General features: G+C 69.8%; 18 protein-coding genes. 7 read left to right on the top strand and 11 right to left on the bottom strand.

What is annotated here, in order from left to right:
* Positions 1-61 precede the first annotated feature (61 nt).
* On the top strand, positions 62-808 hold the full coding sequence (locus V3W47_RS17065) for a class I SAM-dependent methyltransferase (protein ID WP_331826430.1): 747 nt from the start codon (positions 62-64) through the stop codon (positions 806-808).
* Between the two features lie 7 nt (positions 809-815).
* Here V3W47_RS17065 and V3W47_RS17060 read toward each other — a convergent pair whose 3' ends face one another.
* The gene (locus tag V3W47_RS17060; RefSeq protein ID WP_331826429.1) at positions 816-1,343 is read right to left on the bottom strand and encodes a metal-binding protein; all 528 of its coding nucleotides are present in this window, start codon (positions 1,341-1,343) and stop codon (positions 816-818) included.
* A gap of 445 nt (positions 1,344-1,788) precedes the next feature.
* Between V3W47_RS17060 and V3W47_RS17055 the strand changes: the two genes are divergently transcribed.
* The 3 genes from V3W47_RS17055 (at position 1,789) to V3W47_RS17045 (ending at position 5,744) form a co-directional block, all read left to right on the top strand.
* Positions 1,789-3,366, top strand: a complete 1,578-nt coding sequence (locus tag V3W47_RS17055) for an ABC transporter substrate-binding protein (protein WP_331826428.1) — start codon at positions 1,789-1,791, stop codon at positions 3,364-3,366.
* A gap of 235 nt (positions 3,367-3,601) precedes the next feature.
* Entirely contained in the window at positions 3,602-4,639 is a 1,038-nt protein-coding gene (locus tag V3W47_RS17050) for an ABC transporter permease (protein ID WP_331826427.1), read from the top strand.
* A 103-nt stretch (positions 4,640-4,742) separates the two neighbouring features.
* Positions 4,743-5,744, top strand: a complete 1,002-nt coding sequence (locus V3W47_RS17045) for an ABC transporter permease (RefSeq protein WP_331826426.1) — start codon at positions 4,743-4,745, stop codon at positions 5,742-5,744.
* Between the two features lie 67 nt (positions 5,745-5,811).
* Here V3W47_RS17045 and V3W47_RS17040 read toward each other — a convergent pair whose 3' ends face one another.
* The 4 genes from V3W47_RS17040 to V3W47_RS17025 form a co-directional block, all read right to left on the bottom strand.
* Entirely contained in the window at positions 5,812-6,564 is a 753-nt protein-coding gene (locus tag V3W47_RS17040) for a shikimate dehydrogenase (RefSeq protein ID WP_331826425.1), read from the bottom strand.
* 224 nt (positions 6,565-6,788) lie between these two features.
* Complete coding sequence (locus tag V3W47_RS17035; protein WP_331826424.1) at positions 6,789-7,295, bottom strand: universal stress protein; 507 nt, start codon at positions 7,293-7,295, stop codon at positions 6,789-6,791.
* A gap of 48 nt (positions 7,296-7,343) precedes the next feature.
* Positions 7,344-7,685: a hypothetical protein gene (locus tag V3W47_RS17030; RefSeq protein WP_331826423.1), complete on the bottom strand. Its 342-nt coding sequence runs from the start codon at positions 7,683-7,685 to the stop codon at positions 7,344-7,346.
* A gap of 103 nt (positions 7,686-7,788) precedes the next feature.
* Positions 7,789-8,073, bottom strand: coding sequence for a rhodanese-like domain-containing protein (locus V3W47_RS17025; protein WP_331826422.1), 285 nt, complete (start codon positions 8,071-8,073; stop codon positions 7,789-7,791).
* Between the two features lie 78 nt (positions 8,074-8,151).
* Here V3W47_RS17025 and V3W47_RS17020 point away from each other — a divergent pair, with 78 nt between their 5' ends.
* On the top strand, positions 8,152-8,472 hold the full coding sequence (locus tag V3W47_RS17020) for a rhodanese-like domain-containing protein (RefSeq protein WP_331826421.1): 321 nt from the start codon (positions 8,152-8,154) through the stop codon (positions 8,470-8,472).
* Positions 8,469-8,846, top strand: coding sequence for a metal-sulfur cluster assembly factor (locus tag V3W47_RS17015; protein WP_331826420.1), 378 nt, complete (start codon positions 8,469-8,471; stop codon positions 8,844-8,846). The genes V3W47_RS17020 and V3W47_RS17015 overlap by 4 nt, the downstream gene beginning before the upstream one ends.
* 115 nt (positions 8,847-8,961) lie before the next feature.
* Here the strand turns inward: V3W47_RS17015 and V3W47_RS17010 are convergent, their stop codons facing one another.
* The 4 genes from V3W47_RS17010 to map form a co-directional block, all read right to left on the bottom strand.
* Complete coding sequence (locus V3W47_RS17010; protein ID WP_331826419.1) at positions 8,962-9,642, bottom strand: zinc metallopeptidase; 681 nt, start codon at positions 9,640-9,642, stop codon at positions 8,962-8,964.
* 112 nt (positions 9,643-9,754) lie between these two features.
* Entirely contained in the window at positions 9,755-10,015 is a 261-nt protein-coding gene (locus V3W47_RS17005; RefSeq protein ID WP_442877241.1) for a stage V sporulation protein S, read from the bottom strand.
* A gap of 278 nt (positions 10,016-10,293) precedes the next feature.
* On the bottom strand, positions 10,294-10,854 hold the full coding sequence (locus V3W47_RS17000; RefSeq protein WP_331826418.1) for a 3'-5' exonuclease: 561 nt from the start codon (positions 10,852-10,854) through the stop codon (positions 10,294-10,296).
* Positions 10,855-10,871: 17 nt separating this feature from the next.
* Entirely contained in the window at positions 10,872-11,633 is a 762-nt protein-coding gene (gene map / locus V3W47_RS16995; protein WP_331826452.1) for a type I methionyl aminopeptidase, read from the bottom strand.
* 489 nt (positions 11,634-12,122) lie between these two features.
* Here map and V3W47_RS16990 point away from each other — a divergent pair, with 489 nt between their 5' ends.
* Positions 12,123-13,538 (top strand): MDR family MFS transporter, encoded by a 1,416-nt coding sequence (locus tag V3W47_RS16990; protein ID WP_331826417.1) that lies wholly within the window; start codon positions 12,123-12,125, stop codon positions 13,536-13,538.
* Between the two features lie 215 nt (positions 13,539-13,753).
* On the opposite strand, the gene V3W47_RS16985 is transcribed toward V3W47_RS16990, so the two are convergent.
* Positions 13,754-14,359 carry an NAD(P)-dependent oxidoreductase gene (locus V3W47_RS16985; RefSeq protein WP_331826416.1) on the bottom strand — a complete coding sequence of 202 codons (606 nt, stop codon included), beginning with the start codon at positions 14,357-14,359 and terminating at the stop codon, positions 13,754-13,756.
* A 218-nt stretch (positions 14,360-14,577) separates the two neighbouring features.
* On the bottom strand, positions 14,578-16,803 hold the full coding sequence (locus tag V3W47_RS16980) for a phospholipase D-like domain-containing protein (protein ID WP_331826415.1): 2,226 nt from the start codon (positions 16,801-16,803) through the stop codon (positions 14,578-14,580).
* Positions 16,804-16,892 lie beyond the last annotated feature (89 nt).

Below are 16,892 nucleotides of genomic sequence, written 5' to 3'. Positions count from 1 at the left end.
TGGGAAGTGGGAAAGACCCTCATCCACTCCCCACGGACCACAACCCACTACCCTTCTCCCCGTGAACTACGACGACTTCGCCGACCTCTACGACCACCAGTACGATGTGTACCGCGACGACCTGCACTTCTACGCGGGCGTGGCGGAGCGGGCCGGGGGGCCGGTGCTGGAGGTCGGGGCGGGCACGGGGCGGGTCACGGCCTACCTCGCGCGGCGGGGTATGCGGGTGGTCGGGCTGGAGCCGAGCGCGCGGATGATCGAGCGCGGGCGTGTGCGGGCGGCAGAGGGCGGGCTGACGCTGGAGTTCGTGCAAGGGGAGGCGGGGACCTTCGCGCTGGAGGAACGCTTTCCCCTCGTCATCGCCCCCTTCAATTCGCTGATGCACCTGTACACGCCGTCCGAGCAACTGGCGGCGCTGGAGAACCTGCGGGCGCACCTGCGGCCCGGTGGCGCGTTCGTCTTCGATCTGTACGTGCCCCGCTTCGGCGAGATGAACACCGTCCGGCACGAGGGCGAGACCTTCCACGCCCCGGACGGCTCGCGGACCGACGTGTTCCTCGTCCAGCGGCATGACCGCCCGCGCCAGCACGTCACCACCGAGTATTTCGCGGACACGGCGGCCCCGGACGGCACCCTCCGGCGACGCCACTACACCCTGACTCAACGGTACTACACGCGCTACGAGGTCGAGTGGCTCCTGCGCTGCGCGGGCTTCGAGGCCCCGCGCGTGAGCGGCAGCTTTCAGGGCGGGCCGTTGGAGGAGTCGAGTGAGGTGATGGTGTTCCAGACGCGGCGGAGGGAGGAGTGACCTCCTTTCAGAACCGCCGCCGCACCTTCCGCACCTCGCGCATTCCCCGCCGCATCCCGTGATCGGGCCTCACCCCGTCGGCGATGAGGTGGAGCCACTGGCTGAGGTAGTAACCGAGGAGGATGGGCACGAGGAACTTCAGGCTGATCGGCTCGGGGATGCGCGGCAGGGGAAGGTCCGGCACGAAGGTCCGCAGCAGGCCGACGACGAGGGCGACGATCACGGCCACGTAGGCGAGGCGGGTCAGCGGGCCGACGACCCAGGTGTGCGAGAGGCCCCGGTGACTGAAGATCATGCCGTAGGGCACCCACAGGACGCCGAGCAGACCCCAGTGCCGCTTGCTGTCCACCCGCCCTTCCGCGAGGTCGAGGTCGGGCGAGAGCAGGAAGGTGCCCGCCGCGAAGCCCAGCGTGAAGTTCAGGGCCTGCACGGGCGTGACGGTGAGCAGCCCCGTCCGGGTGGCGACGAGGACTCCGGCGGCAAGCACGCTGTAGGTGGCGATATTGATGAGGTTGTGGACACGTCCGCTGGGCACGCCCCGCATTCTGCCGCTTGGGGAGGAGAAGGCAAGGCGAGCCTGGGCGTTGATCTCTTCTCTCCCCTCGTGACACTTGCTATGTATAGAGAATAAGCGTGCCAGAAGTGCTTTCTTCTCCCTCTCCCCCTGCGGGAGAGGGTCGGGGAGAGGGGTGACGAGCACCGCTCGTCCTCCTGCCAGACGGCGAACACGCCCTTCCTGCCCGGTCTCTGGTTCACATCGAGCGTTCGTGTCAAAGGCCGGAGGAGGGGAACGACGGGGCAACCCCACCACCCGGCCCTACACAGAATCGGGGCGTCCTCCACAGCCTCCCCAGCCTCATCCTTGACACCACCTCGGGGCACCCCTACCCTGAACGCACGTTGTCCCTTTATTTGCCGCTCACGTCCGACTCCTCCCATGTTGGGCGGGGCGCGTCGTGCGGCGGTGCCCCGGAGGCTTCATGAAGAAACTGCTCCTGACCGCCCTGCTTGCCGCCCTTCCCAGCGCCGGGGCCGCGACCCTCGTGTTCGGCGCGAACGGCGACCCCGTGAGCCTGGAACCCGGCAACATCACCGACGGCATCAGCATCCTCGTGCAGCGCCAGATTTACGACACCCTGGTGGACTTCAAGAACGGCACGACCGACCTCGCGCCCGGCCTGGCGACCGCCTGGCGCAGCAACGCGAACGCGACCCAGTGGACCTTCACGCTGCGCCGGAACGTGCGCTTCCACGACGGCACGCCCATGAACGCCGACGCCGTGGTGTTCAACCTGGGCCGCTGGTGGGACAAGGCGCACCCCTACGGCTTCCGCGACCAGGGCCGCACCTTCGAGATCGTGGGCGAGCTGCTGGGCGGCTACAAGGGCGACGCTACCGCCGTCATCAAGAACATCGTGAAGGTGAACGACTACACCGTGCGGGTAGACCTCAACAAGTCCTCCTCGGTGTTTCCCAACGTGATCGCCGCCGGGTACTTCGGCATCGCCAGCCCGACCGCGATCCGCAAGGAGGGCGCGAAGTACGGCACGCCCGCGAGCAAGCCCATCGGCACGGGGCCGTTCATCTTTCAGACGTGGCGCACGGGCGACCGCGTGACGCTCCTTCCCAACAAGCTGTACTGGGGCGAGAAGGCGAAGGTGGACCAGCTCGTGGTCCGCGCGATCAAGGAGCCGTCGCAGAGGTTGAACGAACTCAAGGCGGGCACCATCGACTTCGCCAACGACCTCACGCCCGACGCGCTGAAGAGCGTGCAGGCCGACCGCAACCTCGTGGCGGTCAAGCGGCCCTCCTTCAACGTGGGCTTCGTCAGCCTGAATAACCGCAAGGAGCAGCTCAAGAACGACAAGGTGCGGATGGCGATCAGCATGGCGATCAACAAAAAGGCCATCGCCGACGCCTTCTGGAACGGGCTGGGCACGAGCAACGCCTCCTTCCTGCCGCCGGTGCTCGCGTGGGCCAACTCCAAGAACGTGCCCGCCGACTACAAGTTCGACCCGCAGGCCGCCAAGCAGATGCTCTCCGAGGCGGGCTTCCCGAACGGCTTCACGCTCGACCTGTGGTATATGCCGGTCAGCCGCCCGTACTTCCCGACGCCCAAGCCCATCGCCGAGGCCATCGCCGCCGACCTCAGCGCCATCGGCATCAAGGTGAACCTCAAGACCGAGGACTGGGCCAAGTACCTCGAAGACCGCAACAAGGAACCCGGCTTCGACATGTACATGATCGGCTGGACGGGTGACTACGGCGACCCCGACAACTTCTACAGCGCCTACTACGGGGCCAACGCCAGCGACGACATCAATTGGAACCCGCCCCAGCTCCAGCGCCTGCTGGAACAGGGCCGCGCCGCCGTGTCGCAGGCGGACAAGGCGAAGGTCTACGGGCAGATTCACGAGATCACGTACAACGCGAACTACCGCATCCCGGTCGTTCACAGCCAGCCGCTCGCCGCCTCCCGCTCCTACGTCAAGGGGTGGATTCCCAGCCCGCTCGGCAGCGAGGCGTTCAACACCATCAGCGTGACGGGCAAGCGGTAAACGCGGGGTGGGCGGGGCGGGCGGAAGGGTGGCCCGCCCCGCGCGTTGTTGATGTGGGAGCGGTCAGCTTTCAGCCGTCAGCGGTCAGAAGAAGATGGGGAGTTGACGTGTTCGTTTGCGTGATCGCTCTGCCTGTTCACCCCCACCCGGCCTCCCCCCTCAAGGGGGAGGGGCAAAAGCAGAAGTAGAGCCAACGTGTTTCTGTCGTTGTTTATTTGAGAAAGGAGGCGTCCTCTTGGGCAATTACCTCATCCGCCGCGTGCTGCGGACGCTGCTCGTGCTCGTGGGTATCAGCGTCGTCGTGTTCGCGTTCGTGCGCTCCATTCCCGGCGACCCGGCGACCGCGCTGCTGGGCGAGCGGGCCACACCCCAGGCCTCCGCCGCCCTGCGCGAGCAACTGGGCCTGAACAAGCCGTGGTTCATCAACTACCGCGACCCCGCCAACCTGCTGGACGCGCAGTATCCCCGCTACGTGGGTCAGCTCGTCCAGGGCGACCTCGGCAGCGGCATCAAGAGCAACATCCCGGTGCGCGACGAACTGCTCTCGCGCTTTCCCGCCACCGCCGAACTCAGCCTCGCGGCGCTGCTCTTCGCCCTCGCCATCGGTCTGCCCGCCGGAATCATCGCGGCGCTGCGGCGCAACAGCGCATGGGACAACCTCGCCACCACGGTCAGCCTCGTGGGCGTGAGTATGCCGGTGTTCTGGCTGGGGCTGCTGCTGTCGTACTTCTTCGCGGTGCGGCTGGGCTGGCTCCCGCCGAGCGCGCGGCTGGGCAACGAGACGGTGCTGGAGCCGATCACGGGCTTCTATGTGCTGGACGGCCTCCTGCGAGGCCAGCCCGCCGCCGCGTGGGACGCGCTGCGCCACCTGATCCTGCCCGCCGTCGCGCTCGGGTCCATCCCGCTCGCCATCATCGCCCGGCTGACGCGCTCCAGCCTCCTCGAAGTGCTGGGGCAGGATTACGTCCGCACGGCCCGCGCCAAAGGCCTCGCCGGACGCACCGTGACCCTCAAGCACGCCCTGAGAAACGCCCTCCTGCCCGTCGTCACGGTGATCGGGTTGCAGGCGGGGGCGCTGCTCGGCGGCGCGGTCCTCACCGAGACGATCTTCTCGTGGCCGGGCCTCGGCTCGTGGGTATACGAGGCGATCAGCCAGCGCGACTACCCGGTGATTCAGGGCGGGGTGATCTTCGCGGCCCTCGTGGTGAGCGTGATGAACCTGCTCGTGGACCTGAGTTACGCGGCGCTGGACCCACGCATTCAATACAGGTGAGGGGTCAGGGTTGAGGAGTCAGGCATTAGGGAGAGGCGAACGTCTCCGCATCCCGCATCTTTTCCCAACCCCTTTCCCCTCACACCTAACCCCCGAGGTTTTCATGACCACCCTCTCCCCTCCCCGCACCGCGCCCAAGCGTCAGCCCAGCATCTTCTGGCGGCGCTTCCGGCGCTCCACGCCCGGCAAGGTCGGGGCCGTCATCGTGGCCCTGTTCGTGCTGCTGGCCCTGCTCGCGCCCGTCATCCAGCCCTACGACCCGACGACCGACCGCAACTACCGCCTCAACCTCAAGCCGCCGAGCGTGGGGGCGCTGTGGAACCCGGAGGTGGCCGAGACGTACCGCGACCCCGCCACGGGCACCGTGAACGCCTGGGCCGCCCCCTTCGGCACCGACAACCTGGGGCGCAGCGTCGCCACCCGCGTGCTGCACGGTGCCGGGCTGAGCCTCAAGGTCGGCGTGGTGAGCACCGTCCTCGCCCTGATCGTGGGCACGCTGCTGGGCGTGCTGTCGGGCTTCTTCGGCGGGTGGTTCGACTCGGTGGTGGGCTACCTGTCGGACGTGATGCTCGCGTTTCCCGGCATCCTGCTCGCCATCGGGTTCGCCTCCATCTTCTCCAGCGACAACCCGCCCCTGCTCATCGCCGCGCTGGACCGTCTCTTCGCGCTGAACAGCCCGCAGCTCGTCACCGCCATGCTCGCCGTGTCGCTCGTGCAGGTGCCCGTGTACGTGCGGCTGGCCCGCGCGGTGGTCCTGAGTGTGCGCGAGCGCGAGTTCGTGCAGGCGGCGGGGGCGCTGGGGGCGGGCACCGGGCGGATGATCTTCCGGCACGTGCTCCCCAACAGTCTCTCGCCCCTCATCGTGCAGGGTGCCCTGAGCATCGCCACCGCCACCATCGAGGTCGCCGCGCTCGGCTTCCTCGGCATCGGCGCGCAGCCTCCCCTGCCCGAGTGGGGCACCATGATCAGCGACTCGCGCCAGTATTACATCGACGCGCCGTGGACGATGGTTTTCCCCGGCCTCGCCATCTTCCTGACCGTGCTGGGTTTCAACCTGCTCGGCGACGGACTGCGGGACGTGCTGGACCCGAGGAGCACGCAGTAGGCGGCATAGGCAGAAGGTCGAAGGCAGAAGGCCACAAAAGCTTTCTGCCTTTTGCCATCTGCCTTCATCAGGCCAACTCGGCCACCAGCCCCGTCAAATCCTCCGCCCTGTACCGCTGCCCCGTCGCGTGGAGAAGCTGGCGGGCGAGGCGCAGGGCGGGCAGCGCGGAAAGGTCGAGGATGGCGGCACCGCTCTGGCCGGTCCCCGCGCGTCCGGTGAGGTCGGCGAGGGTGTGGTAGGGCTGGAGGAGGCCCGGTGGCAGGGTGCCGCCCGTGAGCACCACGAGGTCGGCCCGCTCGGCGAGGGAGGCGAGGGCGGGGTCGTGGCGGCTGAGGGTGAAGGTGCGCGTGCCCGCCGGGAGGTCGCGCAGGAAACGCTCGGCCTCGGGGGCGCTGTCGGCGGCGACGGCCACGCTGCCGAGGCCCAAGCGCACGAGGGGCAGCGCCCGCGCGAGGTCGCCCCCCGAGCCGAGGAGGAGGGCACCCGCGCCGCGCGCCGCGTACCCGCTCGCCTCCACCGCGTCTGAGAGCGCATCTGCGAGGGCATAGGTGCCGTGGGCACCCGCCCCCGTCAGCGCCACGGCATCCACCCGTCCCGCCCGCCGCGCGCTGGTGTCCGGGGTGACGGCCTCCGCCGCCGCCCCCTCCCGAGACTCGTGAACAAGCGCCCCCGAGAAGCGCAGGGTGCGGCACGCACCGATCACTGCGCCGAGATCGCCGCCGGGCACGCTCACCGCGACGAGACCCACGTCCCGCAGGGCACGGGCGGCGGCGGGGCTGTGCCCGACGAGGGCGAGGGGCGCGTCGTTGTGGGCGGTCATCGCCCCGAGTCTACCGTGCGTCGGGAGGAACCTGGATGGCATGAGCAAGCGTGCGGGGCCACCGTGACGGCTCTGGACGAGTGATGTCGGGCGACGCGGCGGGTGAACCCCTCCGTCAGCTTCGCCGACAGCTCCCCTCGAGGGAAGCCTATTGGGTTCTGCCTCCCTTCGAGGGGAGGTGCCCCGAAGGGGTGGAGGGGTCGCCCCCGGCTCGGCGACTCTCCTCATCCCTCCCGCTGCCACACCGTCACGGTATGAGAGGCGCGCACGAGCAGCACCGGGACGGGCGCGTGGTGAGCCACCGCCTCCGCCACGCTGCCGAGCAGGGCACGGCTCAGGCCGCCGCGTCCGTGGGTGCTCATCACGATCAGGCGGGCGTGCTCCTCCCGCGCCACCCCCAGGATGACGTGGGGCACCGGTCGCCCGGTCGCCTGCTCCACCCGTACCCGCGCGCCGGGCAGGCGGCCCGCGAGGTCGGCCTCGGTGCGGTGCCGTTCCTCCCGCAAGTCTGTCTCGCTCGTCGGGGGAATGTAGACCATCCCGTCGGCGACGGCGGTCAACGGGTCGGGTTGCACGTACAGCACGCACACCTCCGCCCCCAGCCCGGCGGCGAGCGCCCCGGCGTGCGCGAGGGCGTGGTCCCCCAGGGCGCTCAGGTCGGTGGTGACGAGGACAGTGGGCCGGGCGGAACTCCGGTCAGCGGACAGCTCATGGGACGGGTCGCTGGACATGCCCGGAGCGTGGGCGCGGCCCGTTACCAGGTCATTACCGGGGCTTGATTACGATGCCCTGAACCCCTCCGCCCCGTACTCGCAGACGACGGGTGCCTCGGCCTCCTCCGGCAGGGGCGGCAGCGCGTCCCGTTCATGGAGTTCGAGCAGGTGATCGAGCACGCGCTGAAAGGCCTCGACCCCATCCGCGTCCACCCCGGACTTGAGGACCACGGCGGCGGCCCCGAAGGTCTCGGCGGAGGGGGTGGTCTGCCGCCGCAGGAGGAACCGGACCTGTTCCGGCTCAGGCCCCGGCTCCAGCGTCAGGTGCAGGCTGGGCACGAGTTGGACGGAGTAGGCGGCGTGGGTGGCCTTCGCCATGCGCTCGAACTGTTCGGGGGAAACGTCCACGGCTCAGGGTAGAGGCGGGAGCGGGACGGGAGCTTGAGCGTTTCTTGCAGAAGGTGGAGGAGCAGCCAGCTTCCAGCGACCAGCAGGAAACAGAATTGGCGGCTCAGCCCGTCTTGCTCTCGTCAACCAGCGCCGGAACACCTCCGGGGTAGGCGGTCGCCTCCAGCCCGTCCGCGCGCAGGTAGCGGGCCGCCAACCCCGACCGCACGCCGCGCTCACACACCACGACGAGCGGGCCGAGGTCGGCGCTCAGGCCGTGGGTGCCGTCCTCGATGGCGTCCAGGGGCACAGCGCGGACGGGCAGGGGTGTCAGGCGGTCCAGAGGCTCGCGCCGTCGCAGGTCCTCGGGGCGCAGGTCGATGACGGTCACGCCGTCAGACAGGGGCATGGGGTCAATGTACGCCCACCGCGCAGGTTCCTCCACCAGCCACAGTGCCGCCGGGCCGCGTGGGATATGCTGATGCCCATGAGAGAGGTCACGCCCGAGGAGGGGCAACGGATGGTGCAGGGGGGCGCGCTGCTCGTGGACGTGCGCGAGGGCCACGAGTACGAGGAGCTTCACGCCGAGGGTGCGCGCCTCGTGCCCCTCAGCGAGTTCGAGGCACGGTACGGTGAGTTGCCGCAGGACCGCGACCTCGTGATGATCTGCCGCAGCGGAGCACGCAGCGCCCGAGCGGGTCAGTACCTGCTTGACCGGGGTTACGACTCCGAACGGGTCGTCAATCTGGCGGGCGGCACGCTGGCCTGGGCGGAGGGTGGCCTGCCCACCGGGGGGAAACAGACATGAGGGACGACACGAACATCACCGATGCCAACGTCACCGCGCAGGGCACGACGCTGGAGGGGCTGCCCACCGAGGAGCAGATTCTGGAGGCCCTCAAGGTCGTCAAGGACCCCGAGATTCCCGTCAACGTCGTGGACCTCGGGCTGATCTACGGGGTGGATGTGGGCGAGGGCGGCGTGGTGGACATCACCATGACCCTGACGAGCGTGGGCTGCCCGGTGCAGGACCTCATCCGCGCCGACGCCGAGATGGCCGTCGGGCGGCTGGACGGCGTGAGCGAGGTCAACGTCGAGTTCGTGTGGACGCCGCCGTGGGGACCGGACAAGATGACGGAGGACGGCAAACGCCAGATGCGGATGTTCGGCTTCAGCGTGTAGGAGCGGTCAGCTCTCAGCCGTCAGCCGTCAGGTATCAGCCAAAAGAAGAGACGCCCCGGCATGGAGCTGAGGCGTCTCTTCCTGCTGAAGGCTGATCGCTGACGGCTGAAAGCTCTCAGTCGCTCTGGCTGCGCGCGATGCCGAGCACGTTCAGAAGCTGGGCAAGCGCCATCGCAAAGCCCGCGACGTAGGTCAGGGCGGCGGCAGTGAGGACGGCCCGCGCGCCCCCGCTCTCCCGCCCGGCGACGATGCCGCGCCCATTCAGGTAGGCGAGCGCCCGGCGGCTGGCGTCGAACTCCACGGGCAGGGTGACGAGGTGGAACAGCAGCGCCCCCGCGAACAGGATCACGCCGAGCCACAGCAGGCCGGTCAGGTTCATGAACACGCCCGCCAGCAGCAGCAGCGGCGCGAGGTTCATGCCCAGGCTCAGCGGCATGGCGAGGCGACCGCGCAGCACGAGGGCAGGCATCCGCACCTTGTCCTGAATGGCGTGCCCGACCTCGTGGGCGGCCACCGCCAGCGCCGAGACGCTGGGGACGTGGTAGTTCGCTTCCGACAGGTTCACCGTCTTGCGGATGGGGTCGTAGTGGTCCGAGAGCTTGCCCGGCACCACGTTCACGGGCACATGCGACAGGCCGTTCTCGTCGAGCATCAGGCGGGCCACCTGCGCGCCCGTCATGTTGTGGGTGTTGCGAACGCGCCCCCACTGGCCGTACGTCCGGCTCAGGTAACCCTGAATCAGCAGCGAGGCGACGAAGATGATGATGATCAGAAAGGTATACGGGCCGAAGATCATGGATGGTCTTCCTCCTGCCCATATCTTAGCCGACCCCACTCAGGTTTCGTGAGGAAGCGGTCAAGAGGATTGAGCGAAGGGAGGTGGGGACAGACCTTTGACCAGTCAATCCTCAAGGGGCGGGCACCCGGAGCGCGTGGACGAAGAAGTGGACGGCGGTCCGCTCCTCCTCGTCCATATCGAGCTTCACGAAGGCGGGCTGGGCGGTGAGGTCGAGGCCGTCGCCCGCGAGGTAGCCCCGCGCGATGGCAAGAGCCTTGACCGCCTGATTCACGGCGGCGGGACCGATGGCCTGCACCTCCACCTGCCCGCGCGACCGCAAGAGCGCCGCGACCGCGCCCGCTACGGCGTTGGGCCGCGACTTGCCCGACACGCGGAGGATTTCGACAGGGCTGACCGCCCCCGGCGGGAGAGTGTTAATGCTTCTAACATAAACTCATTTTGTAGGGTCGGCAATTCCCCCCACCCCCCACCCATCTGGGGGGTTGAGTGAAGTGCCATCTCAGCTCCTCCGATGAGCCTCCCCAGGTGTACAGCCGTGTTCTGTTTCCAGCACGGCGGAGTCATCTCTCCCAAAAGGCAGCTTCCCGATCACGACCAAAGCATTTCGTCCACACCAGTAAAACCTTTACTGCAAAGAGACGCTGCGGCCTACTCCACCCACGCCCCCCGCTCCATCAGCGACAGCACGAGCGCCCCGATGTTCCAGGCGTCGTCCTCGCCCCGGTGGTGGCGGCCCTCCAGTGGCAGGCGGGCGTAGGCCAGTGCCTCGGCCATGCCGAGCTTCCTCGTCAGCCCGTGCGCGCGGGAATACTCGGCCTTGACGTTCGTGTGGCGGTTGCGAAAGGGATAGGGCACGTCCTCCGCGAGGCACTGGCGCTCGAACTGGCGGCGGTCATAGTCGCCCCAGCTCGCCCACGCGCGGAGGTCGGCGTGGTGGTCGCGCTGGAGAAGCTGGCACGCCCCTCGGAAGGACAGGCCGCCCTCCAACTCCTCGGCGGTCCAGCCCGTGAGCGTCGTGCAGAACGCGCTCACCTCGGACCGCTGCGGGCACACGAGGAGGCGGTGACGCGCGACCCTTTCCAGCGTGAACGTGTCGATGACGCACAGCCCGACCTCGATGATCTCGCTGACCTGGCCGGGCGGCGGCGGACCCTCCCAGCAGGTCGCCTCCACGTCCACGACATTCAGGTAACGCCCGAAGGGTTCCACCCCCGCACCCTACAGCGTCACAACGTCAGAATCTCATGCCCCTTCGAGGTCACGACGACCGTATGCTCGAACTGGGCGCTCGGCTGCTTGTCTGCGGTGATGACCGTCCAGCCGTCGGGCAGGAGGCGGGTGTCGGGCGTGCCGAGGTTGATCATCGGCTCGACGGTGAAGACCATGCCGGGCTGGAGCTTGAGGCCGGTGTAGCGGGCACCGTGGTGGTAGATCGTCGGTTCCTCGTGCAGCCGCTTGCCGATGCCGTGGCCGGTGTACTCCTTGACCACGCCGTAGCCGCGCGACTCGGCGAGCGACTGGATGGCGTGGCCGATGTCACCCGTGCGGTTGCCGGGCTTCACGACCTCCAGCGCCGCCGCGAGACACTGCCGGGCCGTGTCCACGAGGCCCTGCACCTCGGGCCGAACCTGACCGACCGTGTAGGTGTAACAGGCGTCGCCGTACACGCCGTCCAGCAGCACGCCGATGTCCACGCCGATGATGTCGCCCTCCTGCAACACCTGGTTGCCGGGGATGCCGTGGCAGATGACCTCGTTCACGGAGGCGCAGATCGTGGCAGGAAAGGGGTTGTTCTTCGGGCCGTAGCCGAGGTAGGCGGGAACGGCCCCGGCCCCCCGAATGTGCTCCTCGGCGATGCGGTCGAGTTCGGCCAGCGTCACACCCGGCTTCACGAAGGGGTCGAGGAGGCGGAAGGTCTCGGCCACGAGCGCCCCCGCCCGGCGCATGGCCTCGATCTCGCGGGTGGATTTCAGCGCGACACGGCTCATGACACGGCTCATAAGAAAGGAGGCTAGCACGCGCTCCGGGGTGAAAAGGGGTAGTTGGCACGGCGAGGAGGGTGGGTCGGGGTGGGGGGGGCGGCGGTGCTGGTGACACGTTCCCTGACCCTCTCCGCTTCGCAGCTTTGCAAGCCTCACGAGGCGAGAGGAGAACAAGGGTTGTGGCCCGTGTTTTAACTCCTGCTGCTTGAACGCTCGATATGAATTGCACATGGGGAGTGGAGGCGTTTTCGCTGCCTGGCAGAAGGACGAGCGGTGCTCGTCACCCCCCTCCCCGACCCTCCCCCACAAGGAGGGAGGGAGAAAAGAGTACATCTGGCACGCTGGCTTTCTGTTGCACATCGAGCGTCTTGAGGGGGAGCGGGCGGCGCGTCCCCAGCGGGTAGAACGACGATCGATTGTGGTCATGCACGCCGAAAGCCGCACCTTAACGACACCCGCAGGCCGCCTCCCCGACCGCGCGCTAGCCTGCCTCCCATGAACGCCCCGACTCCCCCTCCCCTCTCCCCGGCGCAGTGGCGGGCGCGGCGGCTGGCGACGACCGGGCTGGTGCTCGGCGTGTTTCTCGCGGCGCTGGAGGCGAGCGTGGTCGCGGCGGCGATGCCGAGCGTGATCGCGGACCTCGGTGGGCAGCGGCTCTATGCCCTGCCCTTCGCGGTGTACCTGCTGACGAGCACGGTATCAAGTCCCCTGTGGGGCCGCGCGTCGGACGTGGTGGGGCGGCGGCGGCTGTATCTCGTGGGCGTGGTGCTGTTCCTGCTGGGAAGCGCCCTGTGCGGGCTGGCGACGAACATGGAATGGCTCGTCGCGGCGCGGGCGGTGCAGGGGCTGGGGGCGGGGGCGGTGCTGCCGCTGACGCTGACCATCGTCGGGGAGACATATGCGCTGGCCGAACGCGGCAGGGTGCAGGCCTTCATCAGCGGCGTGTGGGGCGTCTCCGGGCTGGTGGGGCCGCTGCTGGGCGGCTGGCTCACGGACACCCTGTCGTGGCGCTGGACCTTCTACGCCTCACTGCCGTTCGGGGTGGCGGCCCTCCTCATCGCGTGGCGGCACCTGCGGGAGACGGGCACCCCGCGTCCCGCCCGGCTGGACTGGACCGGGGCGGCGCTGTTCACGCTGGGCAGCGGGCTGACCGTCTGGGGGCTGGAGGGGCGGCTGTGGGCGATGGTCGCGCTGGGGCTGCTGACCTTCGGGACCGCCGTCCTGCTGGAGCGCCGTCACCCGGACCCCCTCCTGCCCATGCGCTCGCTGCGGGAGCGGGTGCCGCGCGTGGCGTTCGCGGGCAACCTGCTCGGCGGTGGGGCGTACTTCGGCGTCATCGCGTACCTGCCGCTGTACGCGCAGGGGGTCGGCGGGGGCGGGGCGACGGGCGCGGGCGCGATTCTGACGCCCATGCTCGTCGGGTGGACGCTGAGCGCGATGCTGAGCGCGCGGTTGCTGACGCGGGTGCCCCTGGCCCGCCTCTCGCAACTCGGCTTCGTCGTGCTGACGGTGATGTTCGCGGTGCTGACGTTCGCCGTCCACGCGCCGCTGTGGGTCACGTCCGCGCTGGGTTTCGTGGTCGGTATCGGGATGGGCTTTTCCATGCTCAGCCTGCTCCTCTCCGCGCAGGAGCGGGCGGGAAAGGGAGAGCTGGGAGCGGTGACGAGCGGCGTCCTCTTCGCCCGGCAGATGGGCGGGGCGCTCGGCGTGGCGGGGATGGCCCTCCTCATCGGCCCCGCCGCCATCGAGGTCGGGGGGGTGGCGCTCGCGGAGGGACTGCGGCGGGCCTACCTCCTCGCGCTGGGGCTGGTCGCCACCGGATTGGTCCTGAGCCTGCTGCTGCCGAGGGGCGGGGTGGTGAGGAAGGGCGAGGGCGTGCCGCAGCCGCAACCGGAGGTACCGACGCGGTAAGAAGGGCCTGCTGGAAGGCGAAGAGCTGGACAAGCGGCGCTCGCCACCCCCTCCCGACCTCCCCCACAAGGAGAGAGGAGCCATGAGCCGGGGGCGGTCCGACACGCGCCGAGCAGTCGTCAGCAAAACGGGTGGATTTGACCTCTCTGCCCTCCCTCGCCCTCGCCCCTCATCTCACATTCCGCTGGACGCTGGAAGCTGGCGGCTGGCCGCCCTCAGTACGCCACGCCGAAGCGGCCCGCCGGATGCCGGGGAATCTCCACCTCGTCGAGCAGCGCGACCGCGTAATCCTCGGCGCTGATATAACTTCGTCCCCCCTCATCGGTCAGCAACTCCTCGCCGGTCGTCCGGTACTCGCCCGTGCGCTCGCCGGGCTGAATGTCGGCGGCGGGGCTGATGTAGGTCCACGCGAAGCCCTCCTCGCCGCGCAGGAAGGCGAGGGCCTCGGCGGCTTGCAACGCCTCGGGCTTGTAGGCGTCGGGAAACTCCGGCGTGTCCACGAGGCGCACGCCGGGCGCGACTTCCAGGCTGCCCGCGCCGCCCACGAAGAGGGTGCGGGTGCCGGTCGTCCGGGCCGCCTCCAGGATGCGGCGGTAGGTGTCCACCAGCCGGGGCGCGTCCGGGTCGGTGCGGCTGGGACCGAGGGCGACGATCAGCACGTCCTGACCGGCGAGCAACTGGCGCAGGGCGTCCGGGTCGTTCGCGTCCACGCGCGTCTCCCCGTGGCGGGAGGCGGCGGTGACGGTATGCCCGCGCGAGCGTGCCTCCGTCAGAATGCGGGAGCCGACCATGCCGGTGGCACCGAGAAGCAGGATGTTCATGGGTGGGCCTCCTGGGAAAAGGGTGGAGTCCGCGCGCTTCCGGGTTGAGCGTGGAGTGACGGGGGATGTCCGGCGCGGCACACGCGGCGAGTGTAGCGGGCGGGGAGGAGAACCCCCCGAAGAGTCACCGGGACGCGCCTCTTTCCTGACGAGACCAGCCCTTCCGGTCACGGGAGGCGACCAACGCCGCACGAACGCCGCACGGGTCAGGCTGCCCCTCACTCCTCCCCGTCCCCTCCCAGCCACCCCGGCAACTCCGCTTCCTCCGACCCACCCCACAGAAAGGCGAACTCCCGCGCGTATCCGGCAGCGGCGGCGGGCGCGGTCGTGGCGAGGGTGTACTCGTTCAGGCCGCGCGGCGTCCACGAGGAGTAGTGGAGGTTCTGGCTCCCCACCGTGAGCATCCGTCCGTCCACGAGCATCGTCTTGGCGTGGAGACCACCTCCATACCAGCGGGCCTCCAGCCGCCCCTCCAGCCCGCGCCTCCGCAGCTCGCGGCGCAAGGCGGCGAGACCGATGCGGTTCTCCAGCCCCAGGAAGCTGTGTTCGTACAGGAGGGCGCGGATGGTGACGCCCCGTTCGGCGGCCCGGACGAGGGCACGCATCCATGGCGGGGCGTCGTCGTAAGTGCAGAGGCGCGGGTTGAGCAGCGCGAGGTTGCAGCGCACGTTCATGGAGAAGCTGACGTGCATCAGGTCCACGCTCGTGCGGGAGGCGTCCAGCAGGGCCACCAGCGCCTCGTCGGCCATCTGGAAGCCCTCGCGGCGGTAGAGGCTGAAGGCGCGTTCGTCCCCGGCAGGCGTGGGGCGGAGGCGGTCGGTCCCCTGCGGATGCCCGGCCACGCCCGCCTCCCCGCTGCGGCACGAGGCGCGGACGGTGCGCGGCGTCACGTCCGGACCACATTCCAGCGTCGTGCTGCGGGTCCACAGGTCGTCGAAGACGGTCAGGCCGTCGCGCGCCACCGGCCCGCGCACCCTCACGCCGAGGTCGCGCACGTCGCCACCGTGCCCCCCCGTGGTGGCCGAGGGCAGGTGGAGCGGCCCGACGTTGAAGCCCATCACGGTGAGCCACACGCCGTCCGTCACGAGGAGCTTGGCGTGGCTGTGCGGGAAGGTGCCCGCGTAGTTGGCGACCTCGACGCGCCAACCGAGGTTCTCGTCGCGCAGGGGCACGCCCGCCGCGAGGAGGTCGCGCGTCGCCGCGTACACCTGCGACCCCCACTCCAGATTGGCCGTGACCGGGAAGTTTCCCAGCGCCACCCGCACGGTCACGCCGTCGGGATAGGCGGAAGGGGCAGCCTCCACCCGGCGGTACAGCTCGGCCACCCCGCCCGCAATGACCGCGCCCGGCCCGCGCCGGGGGTCGTCCGCCCACTCCATGACCGCGAACAGCACCTCGCGCCTCGCGCCCGCGATCTGTGTGGCGAGGCCGTCGAAGCCGCCATGCGGGGTCGGGGGCTGCGTGCTGTATGCCGGGTCGGGGTTCGGCGTGTGGAGGAAGCCGAGGAAGGCGGTCCCGCACGAGAGGTCGGGCCGCCCACCGCCCGTGGTGACGCGCCACACGGCGAGTTCGAGGGGATCGGTCGGGGCCGGGCAGCGCAGGCCGGAGACGGCGGGCACGGCGAGCGGTTCGGCGCGGCCCGGTCGCGTCTGTGCGAAGCTCACGGCCCGTTCCGCGAGGCCCCACACCCCCAGCAGCGAGAGGCCGAGCGCGGCGAGCGTGAGCTTGAGCTGCCGGTCGTCCGCCGTATCGTGCCGGGCGCTGTTCGCCGCCGCGTCTATCCCCGCCGCAACCGCGCTGTCCCCCACGACCTGAAGCGCCACCACGAAGGCCGCGAGGAGGGCGAGGAGCGTCCACCCCCCGCCCGCGAGCACGTCGGGCACGCCCACCCAGCCGAGAAGCGTTCCGCCGATAGCCCCCACCGCCCCGAAGCCGACCGCGCCACCGAGAGCGGGCCGCCACGCCAGCCCCGCCCGCAGGGTGAGCAGGCCGAGGACCGCCCCGGAGATCAGGCCGTACACCGTGCAGGCCAGCGTGACGAGGAGGGCGAGTTGTGCCCCGCCCAGCGTGTCCCCCAGCAGGCCGCCCCGGTACACACCCGCCAGCCCCATCAGCCCGCCCACGGGCACGACGAGCAGTCCCGCCGTCGCCCCCGCCGCGAGGCCCGCCCGCGCCCGCGCCTGAGCGCGCGTCAGCCCCAGCCGCGCCAGCGGCAGCGCCCGCGCCGACAGCGCCCCCGCCGCCCCGAAGCTCAGCACCACGCTCGCCAGCGCGGCGAGGGTCCCCACGACCGCCCGCACGTAGGGCTGGCCCGGCGGGACCACCGCCAGCACCACGCTGACCGCCCCGCGCGCCAGCACCCCGGCGAGCAGCAACCCCGCCAACGCCGAAAGCGCCAGCCGCGCGGCCTGCGAGGACGGGGAGTGGCGGGGCAGGAGGCGCATCGGGGATCAGGATAGAGGGACTGGGGGCGCGGTTCGGTATCGCACCTATGAGGTCAGCCCTCGGAGCGTGTCTCAAGAATTGGGTGTAG

The sequence above is a fragment of the Deinococcus sp. YIM 134068 genome, from assembly GCF_036543075.1.
Lineage (GTDB): Bacteria > Deinococcota > Deinococci > Deinococcales > Deinococcaceae > Deinococcus > Deinococcus lichenicola.
This window is presented reverse-complemented; position numbering and strand designations above follow the sequence as displayed.

Bases quoted from the DNA above. Each gene is read 5' to 3' on its own strand.
- V3W47_RS16990 (WP_331826417.1), top strand. From the start codon at position 12,123: ATGAACGCCCCGACTCCCCCTCCCCTCTCCCCGGCGCAGTGGCGGGCG.
- V3W47_RS17015 (WP_331826420.1), top strand. From the start codon at position 8,469: ATGAGGGACGACACGAACATCACCGATGCCAACGTCACCGCGCAGGGC.
- V3W47_RS16980 (WP_331826415.1), bottom strand. From the start codon at position 16,803: ATGCGCCTCCTGCCCCGCCACTCCCCGTCCTCGCAGGCCGCGCGGCTG.
- V3W47_RS17010 (WP_331826419.1), bottom strand. From the start codon at position 9,642: ATGATCTTCGGCCCGTATACCTTTCTGATCATCATCATCTTCGTCGCC.
- map (WP_331826452.1), bottom strand. From the start codon at position 11,633: ATGAGCCGTGTCGCGCTGAAATCCACCCGCGAGATCGAGGCCATGCGC.
- V3W47_RS17035 (WP_331826424.1), bottom strand. From the start codon at position 7,295: ATGTCCAGCGACCCGTCCCATGAGCTGTCCGCTGACCGGAGTTCCGCC.
- V3W47_RS17025 (WP_331826422.1), bottom strand. From the start codon at position 8,073: ATGCCCCTGTCTGACGGCGTGACCGTCATCGACCTGCGCCCCGAGGAC.
- V3W47_RS17020 (WP_331826421.1), top strand. From the start codon at position 8,152: ATGAGAGAGGTCACGCCCGAGGAGGGGCAACGGATGGTGCAGGGGGGC.
- V3W47_RS17045 (WP_331826426.1), top strand. From the start codon at position 4,743: ATGACCACCCTCTCCCCTCCCCGCACCGCGCCCAAGCGTCAGCCCAGC.
- V3W47_RS17055 (WP_331826428.1), top strand. From the start codon at position 1,789: ATGAAGAAACTGCTCCTGACCGCCCTGCTTGCCGCCCTTCCCAGCGCC.
- V3W47_RS17040 (WP_331826425.1), bottom strand. From the start codon at position 6,564: ATGACCGCCCACAACGACGCGCCCCTCGCCCTCGTCGGGCACAGCCCC.
- V3W47_RS16985 (WP_331826416.1), bottom strand. From the start codon at position 14,359: ATGAACATCCTGCTTCTCGGTGCCACCGGCATGGTCGGCTCCCGCATT.